The organism is Pseudomonadota bacterium (genome assembly GCA_039815145.1).
Classification (GTDB): Bacteria; Pseudomonadota; Gammaproteobacteria; order Steroidobacterales; family JBCBZW01; genus JBCBZW01.
This window is the reverse complement of record JBCBZW010000085.1, coordinates 1-21,967: the sequence shown is the minus strand read 5'-3', so window position 1 is coordinate 21,967 and position 21,967 is coordinate 1. Positions and strand designations below refer to the sequence as shown.

General features: G+C 67.6%; 20 protein-coding genes and 1 pseudogene. 7 read left to right on the top strand and 14 right to left on the bottom strand.

The window, feature by feature from the left end:
* Together AAF184_17780 and AAF184_17775 are read right to left on the bottom strand one after the other, a co-directional pair.
* Positions 1 to 464, bottom strand: a 464-nt coding sequence (locus tag AAF184_17780) for an SRPBCC domain-containing protein (protein ID MEO0424193.1), incomplete at its 3' end; no start/stop codon positions are given.
* Between the two features lie 5 nt (positions 465 to 469).
* Positions 470 to 835 carry a helix-turn-helix transcriptional regulator gene (locus AAF184_17775; GenBank protein MEO0424192.1) on the bottom strand — a complete coding sequence of 122 codons (366 nt, stop codon included), beginning with the start codon at positions 833 to 835 and terminating at the stop codon, positions 470 to 472.
* Between the two features lie 216 nt (positions 836 to 1,051).
* On the opposite strand from AAF184_17775, the gene AAF184_17770 reads away from it, so the two are divergent.
* The 3 genes from AAF184_17770 (at position 1,052) to AAF184_17760 (ending at position 4,256) form a co-directional block, all read left to right on the top strand.
* Positions 1,052 to 1,726 carry a glutathione S-transferase family protein gene (locus AAF184_17770; GenBank protein MEO0424191.1) on the top strand — a complete coding sequence of 225 codons (675 nt, stop codon included), beginning with the start codon at positions 1,052 to 1,054 and terminating at the stop codon, positions 1,724 to 1,726.
* A 78-nt stretch (positions 1,727 to 1,804) separates the two neighbouring features.
* Complete coding sequence (locus AAF184_17765) at positions 1,805 to 3,604, top strand: amidohydrolase (protein MEO0424190.1); 1,800 nt, start codon at positions 1,805 to 1,807, stop codon at positions 3,602 to 3,604.
* 70 nt (positions 3,605 to 3,674) lie between these two features.
* Complete coding sequence (locus tag AAF184_17760) at positions 3,675 to 4,256, top strand: DUF2878 domain-containing protein (protein MEO0424189.1); 582 nt, start codon at positions 3,675 to 3,677, stop codon at positions 4,254 to 4,256.
* On the opposite strand, the gene AAF184_17755 is transcribed toward AAF184_17760, so the two are convergent.
* Positions 4,253 to 6,040 carry a CocE/NonD family hydrolase gene (locus AAF184_17755; GenBank protein ID MEO0424188.1) on the bottom strand — a complete coding sequence of 596 codons (1,788 nt, stop codon included), beginning with the start codon at positions 6,038 to 6,040 and terminating at the stop codon, positions 4,253 to 4,255. The genes AAF184_17760 and AAF184_17755 overlap by 4 nt on opposite strands.
* 223 nt (positions 6,041 to 6,263) lie before the next feature.
* Here AAF184_17755 and AAF184_17750 point away from each other — a divergent pair, with 223 nt between their 5' ends.
* Together AAF184_17750 and AAF184_17745 are read left to right on the top strand one after the other, a co-directional pair.
* A complete protein-coding gene (locus AAF184_17750) occupies positions 6,264 to 7,514 on the top strand; it encodes a Xaa-Pro peptidase family protein (GenBank protein MEO0424187.1) in 1,251 nt (416 codons plus the stop codon).
* A gap of 66 nt (positions 7,515 to 7,580) precedes the next feature.
* Complete coding sequence (locus AAF184_17745; GenBank protein MEO0424186.1) at positions 7,581 to 8,123, top strand: hypothetical protein; 543 nt, start codon at positions 7,581 to 7,583, stop codon at positions 8,121 to 8,123.
* Between the two features lie 58 nt (positions 8,124 to 8,181).
* Here the strand turns inward: AAF184_17745 and AAF184_17740 are convergent, their stop codons facing one another.
* The gene (locus AAF184_17740) at positions 8,182 to 8,682 is read right to left on the bottom strand and encodes a group 1 truncated hemoglobin (GenBank protein MEO0424185.1); all 501 of its coding nucleotides are present in this window, start codon (positions 8,680 to 8,682) and stop codon (positions 8,182 to 8,184) included.
* Between the two features lie 190 nt (positions 8,683 to 8,872).
* Between AAF184_17740 and AAF184_17735 the strand changes: the two genes are divergently transcribed.
* Positions 8,873 to 9,847 (top strand): L-threonylcarbamoyladenylate synthase, encoded by a 975-nt coding sequence (locus tag AAF184_17735; GenBank protein MEO0424184.1) that lies wholly within the window; start codon positions 8,873 to 8,875, stop codon positions 9,845 to 9,847.
* On the opposite strand, the gene AAF184_17730 is transcribed toward AAF184_17735, so the two are convergent.
* From AAF184_17730 to AAF184_17720, 3 genes are all read right to left on the bottom strand, one after another.
* The gene (locus AAF184_17730; GenBank protein MEO0424183.1) at positions 9,844 to 10,968 is read right to left on the bottom strand and encodes an alkane 1-monooxygenase; all 1,125 of its coding nucleotides are present in this window, start codon (positions 10,966 to 10,968) and stop codon (positions 9,844 to 9,846) included. The two genes, AAF184_17735 and AAF184_17730, sit on opposite strands and share 4 nt — an antisense overlap.
* Positions 10,969 to 11,057: 89 nt before the next feature.
* Positions 11,058 to 11,489, bottom strand: a complete 432-nt coding sequence (locus AAF184_17725) for a DUF4149 domain-containing protein (protein ID MEO0424182.1) — start codon at positions 11,487 to 11,489, stop codon at positions 11,058 to 11,060.
* Positions 11,490 to 11,662: 173 nt separating this feature from the next.
* Positions 11,663 to 11,908, bottom strand: coding sequence for a hypothetical protein (locus AAF184_17720; protein MEO0424181.1), 246 nt, complete (start codon positions 11,906 to 11,908; stop codon positions 11,663 to 11,665).
* A gap of 404 nt (positions 11,909 to 12,312) precedes the next feature.
* Between AAF184_17720 and AAF184_17715 the strand changes: the two genes are divergently transcribed.
* The gene (locus tag AAF184_17715; protein MEO0424180.1) at positions 12,313 to 12,636 is read left to right on the top strand and encodes a hypothetical protein; all 324 of its coding nucleotides are present in this window, start codon (positions 12,313 to 12,315) and stop codon (positions 12,634 to 12,636) included.
* 61 nt (positions 12,637 to 12,697) lie between these two features.
* On the opposite strand, the gene AAF184_17710 is transcribed toward AAF184_17715, so the two are convergent.
* The 7 genes and pseudogenes from AAF184_17710 to AAF184_17680 all read right to left on the bottom strand — a co-directional run.
* Complete coding sequence (locus AAF184_17710) at positions 12,698 to 14,470, bottom strand: S41 family peptidase (protein MEO0424179.1); 1,773 nt, start codon at positions 14,468 to 14,470, stop codon at positions 12,698 to 12,700.
* Entirely contained in the window at positions 14,467 to 15,315 is an 849-nt protein-coding gene (locus AAF184_17705) for an MBL fold metallo-hydrolase (protein MEO0424178.1), read from the bottom strand. Before AAF184_17705 ends, AAF184_17710 begins: the two co-directional genes overlap by 4 nt.
* 355 nt (positions 15,316 to 15,670) lie before the next feature.
* Positions 15,671 to 15,985, bottom strand: a complete 315-nt coding sequence (locus AAF184_17700) for a formate dehydrogenase subunit delta (protein MEO0424177.1) — start codon at positions 15,983 to 15,985, stop codon at positions 15,671 to 15,673.
* Positions 15,985 to 18,841 (bottom strand): annotated as a pseudogene (gene fdhF, locus AAF184_17695) (formate dehydrogenase subunit alpha). Before fdhF ends, AAF184_17700 begins: the two are co-directional and overlap by 1 nt.
* A 4-nt stretch (positions 18,842 to 18,845) precedes the next feature.
* Complete coding sequence (locus tag AAF184_17690; protein MEO0424176.1) at positions 18,846 to 20,420, bottom strand: NADH-ubiquinone oxidoreductase-F iron-sulfur binding region domain-containing protein; 1,575 nt, start codon at positions 20,418 to 20,420, stop codon at positions 18,846 to 18,848.
* Entirely contained in the window at positions 20,417 to 20,926 is a 510-nt protein-coding gene (locus AAF184_17685) for a formate dehydrogenase subunit gamma (GenBank protein MEO0424175.1), read from the bottom strand. Before AAF184_17685 ends, AAF184_17690 begins: the two co-directional genes overlap by 4 nt.
* Before the next feature lie 255 nt (positions 20,927 to 21,181).
* Positions 21,182 to 21,967: LysR substrate-binding domain-containing protein (locus AAF184_17680; GenBank protein MEO0424174.1), on the bottom strand; the 786-nt coding region annotated here is incomplete at its 5' end.

The window sequence follows — 21,967 nt, the reverse complement described above, 5'->3', positions numbered from 1 at the left end:
TTACCCGTCTCCGCCAAGCCCTTGAGGGTGTTGACGATGAGCGTACCGCCCTGGTTCATGCTCTTCTCCGTCTTGCTGCCGGCCGGCACGTTGGTCTGCGTCAGGGTGAACTCCGTGCCGCCGTCCACTTCACGTAGCTCGTAGGTGACCGTGGCCGGGTCGTCGCTGAACTGGGTGAAGATGAGCGTGTGCGAGTAGCGGTGCGGCGGCTCGAAGGCGAGCACCTTGCCGACCACGGCGGTGTACTTGTTGTCCGGGGTGCGCATCGCCATCGGCGAGCCGACCTCCAGGCGACCGCTCGGCGTGCGGCAGACCGCGCCGAAGAAGAATGGCAACACCTCGTCGGTCTTCACCAGCGTGTCCCAGACCCGCTGGATGGGGGCCTCGATGTGCACTCGGAAGATCGATTTCTCCGCCACGGCGGCGGCGCCGGCATCGTCCTGCATGATGGTCGCTCCTGACATTGGGCTTACTCCTCGTCCTCTCGGGGGGCGGCCGGCTGCTGCTGGTGCGCTTGCTCGGCCGCAAATTTGATCGCCGTCAGTCGACTCGCCCAGTGGGCGGAGAAGTCGTTCAGCCAGCGGTCGTGAATCATCTGGATGGGCGCCGCGTTCAGGTAGAGGCGTCGGCTGCGCCCCGCCTTCTCGCTGATCACCAGGCCCGCGCGCTCGAGCACGGTGAGGTGATTCATGACGGCGATACGACTCACATCGAACTGCTTCGCGAGCTCGCCCACGGCCAGGCCGGGCGCGCCTCGGACCAGATCCAGGATGCGCCGGCGGGTCTGGTGGGCGAGTGCGTGGAAGACCTCGTCCATGCCTTCTGAAGTAACCATGTAATTACATTATTACCTTTTAAGCGGACATGCAAATCGCCTGTGCCATTGGGGGCCATCGAACGGTCAGCACCGCCCGCTATAGTGGGCGCCGTCGCGGGCGCGCCCTAGCAATGAGCAAGCGCATCCGACCGATTCCGACGCCGCGTATCTTCCGGTGCGTGACGACCCCACCCAGCCCCCGACGGCGGCGACGCCAACTCAAGGAGCCCCCCCGTGCTGACCCTGCATCACCTCGAGTACTCCCAGTCCTTCCGCATCCTCTGGCTATTGGAAGCGCTAGGTATCCCCTATGCCCTCGAGCTCTACGAACGGGATCCGAAGACGATGCTCGCACCCGCCGCCTACAAGGCCCTCTCGCCCCTCGGCACGGCGCCGGTGATCACCAACGGCGACCTCGTACTCGCCGAGACCAACGCCATCGTCGACTACCTCCTCGACCAACACCCCAACGCCGCGCTGCGCCCACCGGCCGACGCCCCCAATCGCGCCCGCTTCCTGTTCTGGTATCACGTGGGCCAGGGCTCGCTCACGCCCCTGCTGATGATGGAAACGCTGTTCACCGTCATCAAGCAGCGCGTGCCGTTCTTCATGAAGCCCTTCGTGAGCATCGCCCTGGGCCGCGCCGGCGACGGCTTCATCAAACCGCGTCTAGACTTGCTCCTGGCGAAGGCCGAAGCGGACCTCGCCGAAGCGCCCTGGTTCGGTGGGGACGCCTTGAGCGCCGCGGACATCGTGCTCAGCTACTCGATCGAGTCCGCCAGCCTCAAGGGCTTTCTCACGGACAGCCACCCCAACTGTCGCGCGTGGCTGCAACGGGTGTACGAGGACCCGGCGTTTCAGGCGGCCAAGGCCAAGGACGGTAAGGAGCAGATGGTGCTCGCCCACTAAGCAACCGAGGGTGCGGTGCCAGCGCGATCGACGCGCCCCTATACTGGGCGCGTCGATCGCCCCTGCGGACTGCACTCTATGCGCACTCTTCTAACTCCCTTCCTGCTCGCCCCCCTCCTCCTGCCCCTGGGGGCCTGCGAACAGCCCGCCGCACCAACCGAAGCCGACGCTGCGGCCGACCTGATCCTCTACAACGCCCGCGTGTACACCCTGGCCTGGGAGGACCCGAGCGGCGAGGGCCTCCCGGCGCCCGGCGCCCCCCGCGACGACGCGGGCTGGCACCCGGACGCGCAAGCCGTCGCCATCCGCGGCGATCGCATCACCTACGTGGGCGACACGGAACATGCCCTCACCCTGGCGGACGACGACACCCAACGGATCGATTTACAGGGCACCACCCTGCTCCCCGGCCTGGTCGACTCGCACACGCACGTGTTCAACCTCGGCGCCGCCTTGAGCCGCGTCAACCTACGCGACGTAGCGTCCGAGGCCGAGGCCGTCGCCCTGGTCGCCGAGCGCGCCGCCCAAGTGCCCGAGGGCGAGTGGATCATCGGCCAGGGCTGGGACGAAGGTGCCTGGGCCGACCGCTACCCGGACAAGCGCCTCCTGAGCGAGGCCGTGCCGACGCACCCGGTGTTCATGCGCAGCCTGCACAGCTTTGCCGGCTGGGTGAACCAAGCCGCCCTCGATCGCCTGGAGATCACAGGACGCACGGAGGTGCCGAGCGGGGGCGAGATGCGCCTCGGCGCCGACGGTGAACCGACGGGCCTCTTTCTGAACCGTGCCGTCCCCCTGGTGGAAGACGCCATCCCGCCCGCCAGCCGCGCCGAACGAACCCGTCAGGTGATGGAAGCGATGTGCCAGATGGCGCAGGACGGCTACGTCACTGTGCACGACGCAGGCATCAATGGCGAAGAACTGCAGATCCTCGAGCAACTCGAGGCGGACGGCCGCCTGCCCCTGCGGGTCTACGCGATGCTCTCCGCCCGCGAGAAGCCCCTGAGCCGCGAGTGGTTGGCGAAGGGACCGCAAACCCTCACCGCGCCGGACCAACGCCTGGCGGTGCGCTCGATCAAGGCCTTCTACGACGGCGCCCTGGGCTCGCGCGGCGCACGCCTGCTCCAGGACTACGCCGATCGCCCGGGCCACCGCGGCGTGAGCGGCAGCCAGTACGGGTTCGACGAGGCCCTGGTGGAGGACCTCATGCGCGCTGGCTTCCAGGTGGGCGTGCACGCCATCGGCGATGCCGGCAACCGCGAGACCTTGAACTTCTTCCAACGGGTCATCGAGTCCTCCCCCGTCGCCGCCCAGGGCCGCCACCGCATCGAGCACGCCCAAGTCCTCCACCCGCAGGACCTGCCGCGCCTGGCCGAACTCGGCATCATCGCGTCCATGGAACCGCCCCACGCGGTGGAGGACAAGACGTGGGCGGAGACGCGCCTCGGGCCCCAACGCATCCGCGGCGCCTACGCGTGGCGTTCACTGCGCGAGAGCGGCGCGCAGCTGGTCTTCAACGCCGACAACCCCGGCTCGGACCACAACATCTTCTACGGCCTGCACGCCGCGGTGACCCGTCGGGACAAGAACCGCCAGCCGCCCGAGGGCTGGTACCCCGAGGAGGCGGTGACGATGGACGAAGCCCTGCGCGCCTACTCGCGGTGGGCGGCCTACGCCAGCTTCCGCGAAGCGCAGACGGGCCTGCTGGCCGAAGGCCGCTGGGCGGATCTCACGGCGCTCACGATCGATCCGTTCGTGGTGGCCGATACGGCCCCTGGTGACCTGCTGGAAGGCGGGATCCGGCTCACGGTGGTCGGCGGCGAGGTCACCTACGATTCGACGGTGCAAAGCGCGGGCAACTGCGGCGCGCCCGCGCGCTGAGGCCGTGGCGGGCTGGCGAAACCCATCAGGCGCCTCATCCAGTCGCCGCTCGAGGTCGAATCTTCAGGTTATGGCTCACTCGAAAACAGACACCGCCTCACCCTCCACGACCTGGCGCTTCGCTGCGCTGGCCGTGGAGTTCGTCGCCTTCAAGGCCGTGTGGCTCGCCTGCGTGCTCGGCGCCGCCCGCGGCCAGCCCTGGCTGGGTCCCGCCGCCTTCGCGTTGAGCGTGCTCGCCCACATTGTCCTGATCCGCCCCCCGGCCCGGGTCTGGTGGCTGGTGGCGGGCTTGAGCGTCGGCGGGTTTGCGGTCGACAGTGCCTTCGCCCTCGGCGACCTGCTTCGCTACGCCGCCCCGGTACCCCTCGACGGCATGGCGCCGATCTGGATCGTCACCATGTGGGCGAACTTCGCCCTGCTCTTCGGCAGCGCCCTGGACTGGTTGCACCACCGCTACGCCCTCGCCGCCGTCATGGGCGCCGTCGGCGGCCCGGCCGCTTACCTGGCCGGACGCAGCCTCGGCGGCGTCACCTTCACGGCGGATATCGCGGTGATCGTCGTCGCCCTCGCCATCGTGTGGGCCATCGCCGTGCCCCTGTGCGGGTTGACGATGCGGCGACTGGCAAGCGCGACCCCTACGCCCGCCGCCTAACGGATCTCCTCGCTCGGCGGCTCCTCGGCATCAGGCGCCGCTAGTGGCACCTCGAGGTGGCTCGGGTACTGCGCGTCGTGGTGCAGCTGGATCGTGGCGACGCGAGCATCCTCCGCGGTCTCGAAACCGAGACGCCCCCCGGAGTTGAAGTTCTTCTGCACGGTCGGATCGTTCAGCGGACTCACGGTCAGGCGGATCTGCGCGCCGGCGGGCAGCTCGCGCGCCTGCCAGAAGAAGCGCTCGAAGACGTAGGGCTCGATCACCCCCGGTTCCACGAGCTTCGGCGCTCCGCTGCGAAAGCGCGCCCGCACGGTGTCCGTGCCCAGCAGGCGCACGGTGGCGTCCGGCAGCACGGCCCAGGCGCGCGCCACCAGGTCCGCGTCCGGCGTGTCCATAGCGAGGTAGAGCGTGAGGCGCAGTTGACCTGCGATACGCATCGGCTCCTCGAGCCGCGGCGTATGGAAGGTCAAGGTCTGCTCTAGGTAGCCTGGGGAAGGATCGTCGATTTCACCGCCGGCGATGAGATCGAACTGATGGGTCTCGGTGATCTCCAGGGCGGACAGATCCAGGGGATCGCTCTTGATCGTGTGCACGGTGGACGCCTTCGGGGGCGCGTCGACCAGCTGCCCCGAACGAAATCCCTCGTAGGCCTCGAAGGCCTTACCCTGCAGGTAGAACTTGCGCGTGCGATCGCTCACCGCCTCGAGGGACTCGGCGTACACCCAACGGTCGGCGCCGGTGAGGTAGTACGCGACGCGATCCTCGAGGAACTCGGGCTTACCACCACGTCCCAGACGCCAATCGAGCCAGTCGAGGTTGAACTGATCCATGTCGAACACGCTGCTCTCATCGAACTCGATCACGCCGCTGGTGCCGAGCTCGGCGGTGGGATGGCGCGTGTCCCCGTGATCCCAGGGGCCGATGACGAGGTAATGCTCGGCTGCGGCTTCCGGTGGTGCGTTCGCTACGTGCTCGCGGTAGTAGCGCAGGGCACCGGGCTGATCGCCGTCGTAGTGGCCGGTGATCGTGAGCACGGGGAGCGTCATCTTCGCGTACTGGTCGACGGTGGGCGTGAGGTGAGCGAAGTCGGGCAGGTCGTTAAGGCCTGCCACCCACTGTTGGAATTGGGCGGAGGGTGCGCCGACGAAGCTGTCCAACTGGGCGAAGGGAAGATAGCGGCGATGGGCCTCGGCGAACTTGCGCTCCCAGTACTCGCCGTCGGCGAACAGCTGCGTGTTGCCCGTGCGGCCGTGGGTGAGTGCCAGCCAACGCGTTAGATAGGCGTAAGAGCCGTGGGGGCCCACCCGCGGGAAGTCCTCGCCGGGGTACGCGGACGCGGTCGGGATCATCGTGAGCAAAGCGTCGGGGCAGTGGCGCGCGGTCATCCACTGGGTCATGCCGCGATAGGAGCCGCCGCGCATGGCGATGCGACCGTCGGACCAGGGCTGGCGGGCGATCCAGTCGATCACCGCACAGGCGTCGGGACCGACATCCGTGAACACCTGCGGCTCGCCGTCCGAGTCGCCGCGGCCGCGACGGTCGAGGCTGACCATGGCGTAGCCGCGGTCGGCGTAGTGGCGGGCGCGACCGTGGGCTTCATCGGAAATGTACGGCGTGACCACCAGCACCGTCGGCACTTCCTCGCGCTCCGCCGGCTTCCACACCGTCGCCGAGAGGGACACACCGTCCGCGGCATCGATCCGCTGATGGAGCCGAACGTCGATGGGCACGTGCTCGACGTCGTTCTCATCCGCCGCAAGCACGGTGGTGGCAACGAGCGCCATTACGGCGATCACCCACGGCCTGCCGCCCCGCGACCACGGGCGTTGCCCATTCGATTCCCGCATAGCCTTGCCTCCCCTTGCTGACCCACCGGCCTCGAGCGTCCGCGCAGTCTGCGGGCCCCATGCCAGCAGAACAAGCGAACCCGAGGGCGACGCGGCACTCGCTCGTACCCGGGAGTCGTCTATCCTTGAGCCGTACCGCCGCTAGCCCCTCGAGGAACGAATGAACAAACGCGACTTTCTGAAGCTCACCGCTGCGACCAGCCTCGGGCTGGCGGCGAATCGCACGATCAGCGCAGCGCCCGCGAGCAGCGAGACCCTGAGCGACATCACGGGCGACGCGAAGCCGATCTCGAGCGCCGAGCGCCTCGCGCGCATCGAGAAGGCGCAGGCGCTGATGGCGAAGCACGGCTTGGACGCGATCTTGCTCGAGGCAGGCTCCGCCCTGGTCTACTTCACCGGCGTGCGCTGGTGGCGATCGGAACGCTTCACCGGCGCGGTGATCCCCCGCGAGGGCAAGCCGACGATCATCACGCCTTACTTCGAGGAGCCGTCGATCCAGGAGAGCCTCGAGGTGAGCGCCGACGTGCGCACCTGGCACGAGAACGAGAACCCCTTCGAGCACGTACGCGAGGTGCTCGCGGACCGCGGCGTGAAGGAAGGCAACCTCGGCATCGAGGAGACGGTGCGCTACTTCATCGCGGACAGCGTGCGGCAAGCCGCCCCCCGCCTCGAGCAACGCTCGGCGAACCCGGTTACCCGCGGTTGCCGCATGATCAAGAGCGCGACGGAACTCGCGCTCATGCAGCGGGCGACGGACGTCACGATGACCGCCTACCGCCACATCTACCCGCGCATCGAAGCCGGCATGAACTCCTTCGACATCTCACAGATGATGACCCAGGCCACCCGCGCCCTCGGCGGCTCGCCGAAGTTCTCCCTGGTGTTGCTGAATGAGGCGAGCGCCTATCCCCACGGCACGCGCCAGGCGCAGACCGTGCGCGAGGGCAGCTTGATCCTGATGGACTGCGGCTGCGAGGTGCACGACTACGAGTCCGACGTCTCGCGCACCTGGGTCTTCGGCGACCCCTCGCCGAAGCAGCGCAAGGTGTGGGCAACGGTGAAGCGCGGCCAGGAGCTCGCCCTCGAGACCGCCAAGGTGGGCGTGCCCGCGGGCAAGGTGGACGAAGTGGTCCGCGCCTTTTACGCGAAGGAGGGCTTCGGCCCGGGCTACCGCACCCCGGGCCTCTCCCACCGCCTCGGCCACGGCATCGGCATGGACGGCCACGAGCCGGTGAATTTCGTCCAGGGTGAACCCACGCCCCTGGCGCCGGGCATGTGCTTCTCCAACGAGCCCGGCATCTACCTATTCGGTGAGTTCGGCGTACGCCTCGAAGACTGCCTGCATATGGAGGAAGACGGCCCCCACCTGTTCTCGGCCCTGACCCCCTCGATCGACGCCCCCTTCGGCTGATCGCGAACCTTGAGTCCCTGCGGGGGTCAGTGAATAGAGACTGACCAACAATTCGGGGGATCGATCATGCGTTTCAGTGCGCTTGCAACCACCTGCCTGACCCTGTGCCTCGGGGCCCACGGCCTAGCCCACGGCGCCGCCGAGTCGCCTTGCATGGAAGGCGACAAGGCCCAGTTCGGTCGCTACGTGGGCGACTGGAAGATCACCGACGAGCAGCTCAGCCAGGACGGCAAGCAGTGGCAGCCCGGCGCCGGGGCACGGTGGATCTTCGAATGCATCGGTGACGGTGTGGCCGTGCAGGACTACTGGCAGCCCAACAGCGGCGGCTGGGGCACCAACCTGCGCACCTACAACGGCGACACTGAGCAGTGGGACATCGTGTGGGCCTCGACCGCGATTGCGGGATTACAGCGCATCAGCGCCAAGCAGGCGCAGGACGGCAGCATCATCATGTCGATCGACTACCCCGCGCCCCCGCAGCCTCGGCGCATCATCTTCTACCCACCGGATGACGCTGGGTGGCGCTGGGCCCAGCAATGGTCCTTCGATGATGGAAAGACGTGGTTCGACGTCTACCGTGTTCAGGCGACACCCTGGGCCGAAGAGTAAGTCGCCGAGACGGGGCGCCGCGATCGTAGCGCCCGCCCCGTCCCGACCGAGCGCTCCGCTAGGGAGCGGGACAGCCAGGCTCTCCGAGGGGATTCTCACCGGGATCGTCCTGCACGATCGGCGGACGCAGGCCGAGCAGCGCCTTGTTGAGCAGCGAGTACGCGGGATCGGTCATCCACCCCGCGTTCTGCACGCGGCAGCGCGCCGCCGCCTTCTCCAGATCGCGCAGGAAGATGCGGAAGGACTGGTGGTCGATGGCGAGGCCAGCGTGAGCACAGGACATGTCACGCCCGGTGTAGACGCACGGGCCACCGGAGGCCGCGCACGCGAACTCCACCAGTGAATCGCGCAGGCTCTGCGCCTGCCCCGCGTTGAGCTCGCCGGCGAAGAAGTCGCCGATGCGCTCGTCCTCGACCAGGATCGGCAAGGCCTCGTCGATCCAGCATTCGATGGCCAGTGCACCGCCCAGATCGTCGTAGAGGGTCTGCGCGGACGCACCCGTGGACAAGACCCCGCAGAGGATGGCACCCGCAAGGGCGAAGATTCGATGACGCAACATGGCACAGCTCCTGTGTGTGGTAGGGAATCGCGGACAAGGCCCCCAAAGACCCTCTCCTCTCCCTACCTGCGCGATCGGAGGTCGTGGCAGCTCACGGGCCGCCCTTGACCCCTTACCTGCACCTCCGGACACTGCGAGGCCGGAGGCGCCGTGCGCCCCCACTCCCGTTCCGTACGAGGCGCCATCTCCGGTGAGTTCCGCTCCGATCCATCCGCCCAGCGACTCGGCGATCGCCGCCGCCGCCGCCGCGCTGCGCGCCGGGGAACTGATCGCGATGCCCACGGAGACGGTGTACGGCGTGGCCTGCGACGCCACCAACGCCGAGGCGATCGCCCGCCTCTACGCGGCCAAGGGTCGGCCGCACTTCAACCCGCTGATCGCCCATGTGCCGTCGCTCGCGAGCGCCCACCACGAGGGTGTTTTCGATCGCCGTGCGCTCGCCCTCGCCGAGCAGTGCTGGCCTGGCCCCCTGACCCTCGTGCTCCCGGTGCAGCGGGCGGGACGGGTCGCCGAGCTCGCCCGCGCCGGCCTCGACAGCATCGCCCTTCGCGTACCCGCCCACCCCGTGGCGCAGGCCCTCCTGAACGCCTTCGAGGGCCCCGTGGCCGCCCCCTCCGCCAACCGCTCAGGCCGCCTGAGCCCGACGCGAAGTGTCGATGTGGCGACGGAACTCGGCGACGCCCTCACCTTGATTCTGGACGGCGGGGAGCCCCGCGTCGGACTCGAGTCGACGATCGTCGCCGCCCTCCCGGACGCCCCCTTGCGAATCCTCCGTCCCGGCGCCTTCGACGCCCCCACCTTGAGCGCCATCGCCGGCGAACCCGTGCACGAGCAGGCGAGCGACGATACGTCCATCGTCGCGCCGGGACAGCTGAGCTCCCACTATGCACCTAATGCTTCGGTTCGCTTAAATGCAACGCACGCGGAGGACAGCGAGGTGTTGCTGGGCTTCGGGCCGGATGTACCGCCCGGTGCGACCAACCTCTCCCCCGGTGGCGACACCACCGAGGCAGCCGCCAAGCTCTACCGATTGCTCCGCGAGCTGGACGCGACCGGCGCGCAGACGATAGCGGTGATGCCCATCCCCAACGAAGGCCTCGGTGTTGCGATCAACGACCGCCTGCGCCGGGCAGCCGCCCCGCGCCCGGTCGAGGGTGAGCCCTAAGCGGCGTTGAGGCGCGACGGATCGCCGCCGCTGTGGGCCAGCAGGCGCGGGTCCATGATCCGACGCCACAGGGGCGGCACGAGCGCCACCAAGAGCATGGCCGTGTAGCCGGCGGGCAAGGCAGGTGCGTCGGCCTGGTGACGCAACGCCTGGTAGCTTCGCGACCAGTGCGCGTGGTGGTCCGAATGGCGCTGCAGGTGATAGAGCATCAGGTTCGACATCACGTGGTTGCTGTTCCACGAGTGACGTGGCTGCACGCGCTCCAGGCGGCCCTCACCGTCGCGCCGGCGCAGCAACCCGTAGTGTTCGATGTAGTTCACCCCCTCGAGCAGGGAGAACCCGATCACCGCCTGTGCCAGCAACAACGGCAGCACCGCCGCGCCCAGCCAGAGGCAGGTGACCACGAACAAGGCGAGCGTGAGCGCCAGCCCTTGGAGCACCTGGTTGCGCCAATGCCACGCCCCGCACCCCTCCCGACCCAGGCGCTGCTGCTCCAGACGCCACGCCGAAGCGAAGCCGCCGAAGACCGTGCGTACCCAAAAGCCGTAATAGGTCTCGCCGTAGCGCGCGCTGGCAGGGTCCTCTCGCGTGGCGACGCGCACGTGATGTCCCCGATTGTGTTCGACGTAGAAGTGCCCGTAGGCGGTCTGCATCAGGGCGAGCTTCGCCAGCCAGCCGCTCACGGCACTCGGCTTGTGGCCGAGCTCGTGGGCCACGTTGATCCCGCCCCCGCCGATGAGCCCGAGGGAGAGGATCAGCCCGAGGGACTCGGTCCAACCCAGGGTACCGTTCACGAAGGTGAACACGCCCCACGCGAAGCAGGCGTACTGCGCCGGCAGGTAGGCGATGAGGACGGCGCGGTAGAAGGGATCGCGTTCGAGCGATGGCACCTGCGACTCGGGTGGGTTGTGGCGGTCCTCCCCAAGCCACGCGTCGAGCAGCGGCACCAGGCCGTACGCGTATATCGGTAGCAGGTACCAGAAGACGGTGAGGCCGGTGCGCTCGGCGAGCAGCCCGCCTAGCGGCGGCAGCAGGGTGATCACCAGGCCGAGCGGCCACAGGTACCGCTTGCGATCACGCCAGGGCTTACCGTCCTGCACCACGTCTGCTGCGTCGCTCATCCGCGTACCTCACCCGCCACTCCATCGTCGTGGGGTCAGTGTAGCGCGGGCGCGAGGGCATCGCCCCCGTCACGACGTTACCGTGACGACTAGGCCTGGCTGAGCGCGAGTCGCGCCAGGGCCCAGGTGACGAAGACCAGCTGCGCCACGTTGATGATCACCGAGAGGCGATGGCCGCGTTGGAAGCGCGCCCCCGCCTGCGAGTCGCCGGCAAGCTGCGCATCGCGAGCAGCGTTGATCGACGGCACCAGGAGCTGGCGCACCAGCAGGGTGGAGATGGCAACCGCAAGCAAGCCCCCGGCCACCACCACGTGAGGGTGAAAGCACACCGCCGCGATCGCGGCACTGACGATCATGAAGAGGTAGTAGCCAGGAAACAGTGCGCGCAGGAAGTTGCCCGCGGACTCACCGTCGAGGACACGGAACACCCGCGGCGCCACCACCGCCGGAAAGAACACCATGGCACCGAACAGCGCGCCCAACGCCCACCATCCCACCACCTGCATCGCCTGAGAGATCATCACTGCCTGCCTCGTCTACCACGCCTTTCGGCGCGCGACACTAACATGCCGGGCTCGCGATCAGCAGCGCCCTGCGCTGCCGGCTTTGCGACTCAAGAAACGCAGGCCCCCGGGCGCCGGTGCCCCGGCTCCGGGCAGGCCCTGGAGCGGGCCTGCCCAGCGGCCTCGGCGACTCAGAGTGAGCGCGCCGCGTCCTCGATGATGCGGTCGGTGCCGGCGGAGATCACGATGCGCTGAGGCGCAGCGTCTCGCACGGCCACGTAGTCATTGATGGTCCACGGTGCGCTGACCTCACGCGCCTGAGACAGGGAAACCGGCTGGGCCGTTGCCGCCTGGTCGATGGCACTGGCGAAGTCATCGGCGAAGGCGTTGCCGACCAGAACGAGCGACAGGGCAGCGAAGCGAATTGCGTTGGTCATGATATAGCTCCTAAGTGTCTTGCTAGGCGGTGACGCAGCCGGGTGGCCGCCACCGCGAATGTGGGAGCAATGATGAGCCAACCCCTCTGAGAAGAGAAATCGATTATTTTCATGTAATCGATACCCTCTGACTATCATTCGCCAGTATCGTGCAATTTCAGCGAGTTACCGCACCCCATGAGCGCATCTACGGACTCCAACCGCTCAGCACGCCGCGTCCCAACAGAATTCGGCGCCCATTGAACTGATGCTGATCGCCGATCCGTCACGCGTCGAGCCTTCAACGCCCGCCGTAACTAAACGCAAGACCCGCGCAACCGATCCGTGCACCTGCGTTGCGTCCGATCCACTTCGTGCGTTGGGACGAGACGTCAGGGATCGTTGGTTCACCAAGGAGACACCCAATGAAACGCATCCTGCCCCTGCTCGCGACCGCCGCCGCCCTCGCCCTGACCGCACCGGCCTTCGCCGATGACTGGACGTCGGTACTGAAGAAAGCTGATGCCAATGACGACGGCATGATCGACAAGCTGGAAGTGATGAACTTCGCCGATCCGCTCAGCGCGCCTGGCTTCAAGCCGTTCTTCGCCGTGCACTTCGACCAGATCGACAAGAACGGCGACGGCATGCTCGAAATGGCTGAGGTGAAGCGCGCGATGAAGGCGATGAAGCTGAGCGACGCCCAAATCGCTTCCATGTTCAGCAAGCGTATTTACGACGGCCTCTGATCCGCCGCCAGGCTGAGTAGCAGAAGCGAGTCCGCCGTCGACGATGACGGCGCGACTCCCCTCAGCGGCTGGAACTGTCAGCTGGCTGGAGTGAGGCTTGCGCCAGGGCGATGGCACGCGCGAGCTGCGGGTCGGCCCCGGCGCTGTAAGGCAAGCGGCGGTCCACCACGATATCGGGGCGCACGCCCTCGCCCTCCAGGGTTCGCCCGTCCACCGTGACGGCCGCCACGGCCAGGTAGAGCAGGCTGTCGTCGAGCAGGACGAACGGGCGGCCCGCCGTCACTGCCCCCGCCGTCTGCTCGCCCACCACGGGCACCCCATGGGCCTGAAGCGTATGCGCCAGCACTTCCTTGCCGCTACGCGTACCGCCATCCACCAGCACCACCAGGGGCTTCACCCAATGATCGTTATAGGTGCTCTCCTCGCCCGTGCGTGAACGCATCGCCAAGGTGGCGGTGCGGGCCAGGAAGTAGTCCGCATAGGAGGGGTCTGCCCCGCCCCAGCCTCCGCGCAGATCGAGCACCAGCGCGTCCGCCTCGGCGAAGGGTGGCTGGCGCAGCAGGGAACGCAGGGCGTCGTGGTACTGGATGCCGGCGTAGGACCACATCGGCACGTGGGCGATTCGCACACCGGGGGTGGGTGCGAGCACCTGCGCACTGCGCTGCAAGGCGTCGAGGAACATACGCGCAGGACGCAAGCGCTCCACGATCACCGGCACCGTGATCACCGGGCCCTGGGGCGAGCGTCGAACCCCCAAGGCCACGGCACTTCCCGCCTTAGCGCGGAAGGGTTCGACCTCATCGAAGGGCTCGCCGTCCACGGTGAGCAGCTCGTCCCCCACCAACAGATCTTCATCGCCGGCGAGATGGACGGCGCGGTAGCGTCCGCTGACGAACACACGACCGTCCACGCGGCGCACGGCGATAGGCAGGCCCTCGTAGCTGACCACGCCATCTCCACCGGCGAAGTGGCGCTCGCGCAGGGCGGGAAACTGCTCGCCGAAGATCCCGAGGAGCTGATACCAGGCGGTATCTCGCGGTGTGTAGTGGCTCGTGTGGGAGGTGTGCAGCCCCGCGAGCATCGCGTTGATCGCGGCGCTCGCCTGCGTCGGGTCCGCCGTGCTGGGCAGGGGCGCCACGTGCTCGGCGAACGCTCGCTGCCACGCCGGGCCGGTCACGGCGAGGGGGTCGAGAAAGTGCTCGCCGACCAGGTGCCACGCCTGGGTGGCCGCGAGGGACGAGAGACTGGGAATGGCTGATGGCGCCACAGCATCGGGCAGCGTGAGCCGCAAAACCGAAGCCTGCCCCGGCGGTGAGGGCACGCTCAGTACGTAGAGGTTGTCGTACTCATCATCTTCTATAGGCGGCGCCGGTTGCTCACCGCCGAAGGCGTCCACCAGGCTCGGCAAGGTGTTGCTGTGTCCCACCACCAGCACCGTGCCGCCGGCGTGCTCGGTCAACACACGAGCGGCGATCGCCTCGCTGTCACGCGGGTCGTAGGCGCTGATCGCCACGCCCGCGAGCACCGCGAGGGGTCGAGCCGTCTCGCGCGTTCGCTCGTAGGGCGAGGCGTAGACAGCGTCGACGGACGCGGTCACTTCGGCGCGAGCAAGTAGCTGGGCGATCGCCTCCGCGCGTGCCTGACCCGCCGCGGTGAGCGGTGGATCGCCCGGCGGCGTGCTGCCCTTCTCCGCGTGTCGCACGAGGATCACCGTGGTCAACGGGGAGCCTGACGCCTGCGCCGCGACGTCGGTCGCTACCTCATCCCCGACGGCGCGGCCGACGAGCAGGCACACGAGGCACAGCGCCCAACCGCCAGCGCCCAGCCGCCTCATGGGGCTTCTCCGTGGGAGAGCGCCCTGCGCTCGCCCGGGGTCACGAAGGCATCGCCCCCCAATGCCTCGCGGTAGGCCTTCGGATCAGCCTGCGCAGCGGCCGGTACATGGATGCCGATCACCGCGCGCGCATCGATCCGTTCGAGGATGGCGCGCCCTTGCATGCCGCGCAGGAACCACGCCGGCGGAAACAGGGCAGCGGCCTCACCGGCCGCCTGCCAGAGCGGAAAATGCGGGGCGAAGTTGTCGAGCACAGGATCCGCATCGCCGAAGTGCATCACCGTCAGCGCATCGTCCAGCGTGACGCGAAACACCAGGTTCTGCAGCCCCGCGAAGCGCTGGGGATTGGCGTGCGGCACGGCCACCACATGCACGCTCAAGCCGTCGACCGTCGTGCGCGCCGGTGCATCACCCGGCTGCGAGGCGAAGACGGTCACGCGGCTCAGCAGGTCTTCGTCCGCCCCGGCCTGGGCCAACGCGCCCTTCACGGCCCGCGGCCCGAACACCCGCACCTTCGGCTGCGCCTGCAGGTAGCCGAGCACTCGCTCAGCGCCGAAATGATCGCCGTGGACATGACTGACGAACAACGCGCTGACCCCGTCGAAGGGAGGCTCCGCCGCGTTGATGTCGGCGTAGACCTCATCGGACGGCACCACGTAGTTGCCGTAGGACTGATCGAAGAGCGCATCGAACAGCACGCCGTGCGCCCCGTGGGTGACGAGCACGCCCTCGTTGCCAACGTACTCGGCAGCGCCCGGCGCATGGCTTCGGGCGACCGCCCCGAGCAGTACGAGCAAGCACAGGCCCAGCGAGCCGGCCTTGGCGAGGGTGTTGGGTGGGATCATCGCGCCTCCGTGCGGCATTCGCACCAGATCTACTTCGGTGCGAACAGCATAGCGCGCTTCGATCGTGCGATGATTTGCGGACGAAGAGGCTCGGAGCAGCAACGTGACTAGGGGCAAAAAGTACCCGCGTATTCTTCAACGAACCTGCGGGACAGCACACTAGCGTGGACGGCGGTCAGATTCTGATTCTGGGCAAGCTGGCGCTCACCTTCGGCATCCTGATCGGATGGCCGCTATGGGACATCATCAGCCTTGAGCGCAAGCGACGGCGGGAGGGCCGCCCGCGAGCCACTTGGCCGGTGCCCGCCCCCTCACCTGGCAAAGACGAGGGAGCCGACGACTGAGCGCTTGGCGCTCAGGCCTTCGGGGGGCCGTAGTAGCCGGCTTTCTCCGCCTGCGCCTCGCGTAGCATCAACGCGCCCTGGACCACACGTTCGTGCAATCCCTCGGCACCCGCCTCGATGTGCTTGAGCAGGGCATCGCGCATGCGCGGATCCCAGTAGCAGCGGAAGTGGTTGCGCAGGCCCTCCAGCGCACGCTCCGCCGGGTACGGGGAGAAGAAGTCCCCGATCTGGTTGGCCATAGTGATCAGCTGGCCCATCTCGATCACCTCATCCTTGGGCGCTGCGTTGGCCGTAGCCGCTGCCACACCATTCTCTACGCTCGCCATCAGGACACCTCCTCCAACACTTTTTCACCCTCGCCAGACTTGTCAGGCGAGGGCGTCTCGTTCAGGTCCGCCCGTGCCACGTCCACGGCGGTCACCTTGTACTCGGGGCAGTTCGTCGCCCAGTCGGACTGATCGCCCGTGAGCGCGTTGGCCTTGGTCACCGCGTGGTGGAAGGTGGTGTAGACCACGCCGGGATTCACCCGCGTGGACTCCTTCACCCGCAGGCGCGTGGAGCCGAAGCGACTGCTGACTTGCGTGAGATCGCCGTCCTTGAGACCGCGGGCATCCATGTCGTCGCGTGCCATCTCGAGGACATCTTCGGGATGCCATTGCGAGTTGGCAGTGCGGCGGGTCTGAGTGCCCACGTTGTACTGGCTCAGGATACGTCCCGTGGTCAGCAGCAGGGGATAGAGTTCGCTCACCTTCTCGCGCGTGGGCACGAAGCCCGTGAGCATGAAGGTGCCGCGGCCGTTGGCGCGCGGGAACTTCTCCCGGTGCAGGACGGGCGTGCCCTCCGGGGCGTTCACGTCAACCGGCCACTGGGCCGAGCCTACGCGATCGATCAGGTCGAAGCTGGCGCCGCTGTACGCGGGCGACAGGCGCGCGAGCTCGTCGAGCACCTCACCCGAGTGGGCATACTCTACCTCGTAGCCCATGGCGTGCATGAGCTTCACCGTCACCTCCCAATCCTGATAGCCGGCGAGGGGCTCGGTGACCTTGCGTACGCGGCTGATGCGCCGCTCGGCATTGGTAAAGGTGCCGTCCTTCTCGAGTGAAGAGGACCCGGGCAGGAAGACGTGCGCGTACTTGGAGGTCTCGTTCAGGAACAGGTCCTGCAGGATCACGCACTCCATGTTGCGCATGGCCGCGATGATGTGATTCTGGTTCGGATCGGACTGCACCGGATCCTCGCCCATGATGTACATGCCCTTGAAGTGGCCGGCGAGGGCCGAGTCGAACATGTTGGGCAGGCGCAGGCCGGGTTCGCCGTCGAGCTTCACGCCCCACTCGGCCTCGAAGCTCTCGCGCGTGGCGTCGTCGGTGACGAAACGGTAGCCGCTGAACACGTGCGGCCAACTGCCGAGGCAGCTGCCGCCCTGCACGTTGCCCTGGCCGCGCAGCGGGTTCACGCCCACGCCGTCGCGCCCGAACATGCCGCAGGCGAGCGCCAGGTTGCCGAGGCACATCACGCCCGTCGAGCCCTGCGAGTGCTCGGTCACGCCCAGGCCGTAGTAGACCGTGCTGCGCGGACCGCTCGCGTAGATGCGCGCGGCGCGACGGATGTCTTCCGCATCTATATTGGCGATCTTGGCCACGTTCTCCGGCGAGTATTCCTCGCTCGACACGAACTCGGCCCAGTGCTCGAACTCCTCCCACTCGCAGCGCGAGCGGATGAACTCGGGGTCGTGCAGGTTCTCGCGCACGATGACGTGGGCGATGCTGTTGAGCACGGCCACGTTGGTGCCCGGTCGCAGGGCCAGGTGCACGTCGGCGCGGCAATGGGGGCTGTCGACGGTCTCCGTGCGGCGCGGGTCGATCACGATGAGCTTGGCGCCCTCGCGGATGCGACGCTTCATCGCCGACCCGAACACGGGGTGGCCTTCGGTCGGGTTGGCGCCGACGACCATGATCACGTCCGCCTGCAGCACCGAATCGAAGTGCTGACTGGCGGCGCCCCAGCCCACGGTGGCCGACATGCCGAACTGCGTCGGCGAGTGGCAGATACGCGCGCAGTTGTCGATGTTGTTGTTGCCCATGACGGCGCGCGCGAACTTCTGCGTGAGGAAGATCTCCTCGTTCGTGCAGCGCGAGCTCGACACGGCGCCCACGGACTTGCGTCCGTACTTGGCCTGGATGCGCTTGAGCTCCGAAGCGGCGTAGGTGAATGCCTCGTCCCAGCTCACCTCCTGCCAAGGATCGTCGATGCTCTTGCGGATCATCGGCGAGATCACGCGGTCGGGGTGCTGCCAGTAATCGTAGGCGAAGCGACCCTTCACACAGCTATGACCGTGGTTGGCCTTGCCTTCCTTCCACGGGGTCATGCGCACGATCTCGTTGCCGATGGTCTCGGCCTTGAAACCGCAGCCCACGCCGCAGTAGGCGCAGGTGGTGATGACTTCTCTTTCCGGCTTGCGCGGATTAGGCACGCTCGTATCCTCCGGGGAACAGGCTCTTCTCGACCAGCGCGTGGCTCGGGCAGGCCTGCACGCAGGCGCCGCAGCTCACACACTCGGACTCCATAAACGGTTGGTCCTGACTCGCGGCCACCTTCGAATCGAAGCCGCGGCCTTGGATGGTCAGGGCGAAGGTGCCCTGCACTTCCTCGCAGGCGCGTACGCAGCGGCTGCAGACGATGCACTTGGCGGGGTCGAAGAGGAAGTAGGGGTTGGATTCGTCCACGGCGAGGTCGAAGTGGGTTTGCCCTTCGCCGTAGGGGTGGGCTTCGACGCCGATCTGCTCGAGGGACTTGTGGAACTCGCTCCAGCCGTCGGGGATCTCCGCCTCCGGAAAGTCGGAGAGGTAGAGCTCCATGACGCCCTGGCGCAGCTCCGTGAGCCGCTCGGACTGGGTGCTCACCACCATGCCCTCCTCCACCAGCGTGGTGCAGCTGGCAGGCGTACCGCGGCGGCCTTCGATCTCCACCAGGCAGACGCGACAGCTGCCGAAGGACTCGAGCATGTCCGTGGCGCAGAGCTTCGGCACCTCACGCTGCGCTTCGGCGGCCGCCAGCATCACGGAGCTACCCTCGGGCACGGTAACTTCCCTACCGTCCACGGTCAGGGTCACGGGCTTACCCTCGCGCGGCGGCGTGCCGTAATCGACACCCTCGCGGAGGTTTCTTACTTCATTCCACATGTTCTCACTCCACCCCGGCCGGGGCGGGCTCCTCACTCGGGGTGATGCCAAAGTCTTCGGGGAACTGGCGCAGGGCCGACAGCACCGGCAGCGGCGCCATGCCGCCGAGGGCGCAGAGGCTCGCGTTCTCCATCACGTCGCACAGCTTCAGCAGTTGCGCGTGGTTCGCGTCCACGTCCTCGCGGCGAATGATCTTCTCGATGAGTTCGCGGCCGCGGGTGGAACCCACGCGACAGGGGGTGCACTTGCCGCAGCTCTCGATGGCGCAAAACTCCATGGCAAAGCGCGCCTGCTCAGCCATGTCCACCGTGTCGTCGAAGACCACGACGCCGCCGTGGCCGACGATGCCGAAGTGCTTCTGGAACTCTTCGTAGTCGAGCGGCAGATCGAAATGGCTTGCGTCGAAGTAGGCGCCGAGGGGGCCGCCGACCTGCACCGCGCGGGCCGGTCGGCCGCTGGCCGTGCCGCCGCCGAAGTCGTCGATCAGCTCGCGCAGGGTGACGCCGAAGGCCTTCTCCACCAGGCCGGGCGTGCGCAGGTTGCCGGCGAGCTGGATCGGCAGGGTGCCGCGCGAGCGGCCCACGCCGTAGTCCTCGTAGTACTTGGCGCCCCTATCGAGAATGATCGGCACGCTCGCCAGGGAGATGACGTTGTTGACGACCGTGGGCATGCCGAAGAGGCCCTTGAGTGCCGGCAGCGGCGGCTTCGGGCGAATCATGCCGCGCTTGCCCTCGAGGGAGTCGAGCATCGACGTCTCCTCGCCGCAGATGTAGGCGCCCGCGCCGACGCGCACTTCCATGTCGAAGCTGGTGCCCGAGCCCTGGATGTTCTCGCCGAGCCAACCCGCCTCGCGGGCGATGTCGATGGCCGCGCGCAGGGTGCGGATGGCGTGGGGGTATTCCGAGCGCAGGTAGACGTAGCCGTAGTCGGCGCCGACGGCGCGGGCGGCAATGGTCATGCCCTCGATCAGGGCCAGCGGATCGCCCTCCATGATCATGCGATCGCTGTAGGTGCCCGAGTCGCCCTCGTCAGCGTTGCAGGCGATGTACTTGCGCTCCGCCTTCGCGCCGAGCACGGTGTTCCACTTGATGCCCGTCGGGAACGCGGCGCCACCGCGACCGCGCAGGCCGGAGCCTGTGACCTCGTCCACGATCTCCTGCGGGCTCAAGGTCAGGGCGCGCTTGAGCCCCTTGTAGCCGTCGTTGGCGATGTAGTCTTCGATCGATAGGGGATCGGTGATACCCACGCGCGCGTAGGTGAGTCGCTCCTGGCGCTTGAGCCAAGGGATCTCATCGGTGGGGCCCAGGCTGAGCGTGTGCTCGGCGCCGTCCAGGAAGCCCGCCTCGAACAGGGCGGGGATATCCTCGGCGCGGACCGGACCGTACGCGTGGCGTCCCCTCGCGGTGGACACCTCCACCATCGGCTCCAGCCAGAACATGCCGCGGCTGCCGTTACGCACCAGCCGAACGACCTGCCCGCGACGTTCCGCCTCTTCGGCGATGGCCTTTGCCGTGGCGTCGGCGCCGAGGGCGAGTGCGCCCGCATCCCCGGGCACGTAGACGGTGATCGCAGTGCTCATGAGTCCGTGCCCTCCGACGCCTCGGAGAGGCGAGCCAGGACGTCGCCGGGGGTGGCGCGGCCGATCAGGTCCTCATCGATCATCACGGCCGGTGAGCAGGCGCACATGCCGAGGCAGTAGACCGCGTCGAGGGTGACGGCGCCATCGGCCGTGGTCTCACCAAGCTTGCAGTTGAGTTCCGCCTCCAGGTCCGCCGTGAGCTGACGGCTACCCATCGCTTGGCAGGACTCCGCCTGACAGATCTTTAAGGTGCGACGGCCGCCGGGCTTGCGGCGGAAGTCGTGGTAGAAAGTGATGACGCCATGCACCTCGGCGCGGGAGAGATTCAGGGCGTGGGCGAGTTGCGGCACGCTGTCCGGGGGCACGAAACCGAGCGCATCTTGCACATCGTGGAGAATCGGCAGTAGGTTGCCCGCCACGCCCTTCCAACTGTCGAGGATGGCGGCCACCTTGGCGTAGTCGTACGTGGTGGGCACGCTCGGCGCCTGCCGTTGCCGTCTGCCCATTCGATCGTTCTTCACTGCCACCCCCCGGTAGCCTTTGCTGCACTGCATTCGCGTGCCGGGCTGGACCGCATGAGCGCGGTGGGGCGCTGAGCGCTAACAGATCGGCACTGGCTCTACGCCAATCACGATAGGGGCTACGTGCACGGACGGCTAAGTGAAAGATCAAACCAACCGATAGGCCGCTTCAATGGTGCGCTGCGCTGTGTGATCGCCTTCGCAGAAAGGCCGCGTGGGCCCGTGCGATGAAGCACAGTTCTAGGGTGTCGGCGAGCCGTCCGTAGGATAGGTGACCAGCGCTCGCGCGAGCTCGGCGAGGGCTGCCGCCACCGGCGCGAGGGGGTCGCGCGCAGCCACCACCAGGCCGATCGCGGGCTCGACGATGGGGTCGACTAAGTCTAAGGCGACTACCTGGCCGTCGACCGGCAGGATGCCCAGCAAGGATCGAGGCACGATGCTGGCCCACTCGCCTGAGTTGATCAGGGGCACCAAGGCGGCGGCCGAGTCCGTCTCGATCGCCGGCGATAAGGTCACGCCGGCGGCGGCCAAGGTCTCATCGATGATTCGACGATTCTGCATCTCGGGCGCCAGCAGGCAGTAACGCAGATCCGGCACGTCGCGCCACGCTATCGAGCCGGCACTGGCGATCGCGTGCTGCTTGCCGAGCAGCAGCACGTAGCGCTCCTTGAAGAGGGGGAACTCGCGCACGTTCGAGGCGTTGGTGAGGCCCAGGTAGTTAATGCCAGCGTCGAGCGTGTGCGCTTCGATCCCGCTCAGGATCTTCGATGACGAGGACGATCGCAGGGTCAAGCGCACGCGCGGGTGGGCGTCGGCGTAGGCGTTGAGCAGGATCGGCAACATCGGGATGGCCGTGGGCACGGCGCCCATGCGCAGCTGCCCCTGCAATTCCCCGCGCAGGCGCGCGGCCTCCTGCTTGAGCCCATCGCACTCGTCGACGATGCGCTGGGCCCACTCCAGCACCCGTTCCCCCTCCGGCGTAAACCCCTCGAAGCGCTGCCCGCGGAACACGAGCAACACGCCCAT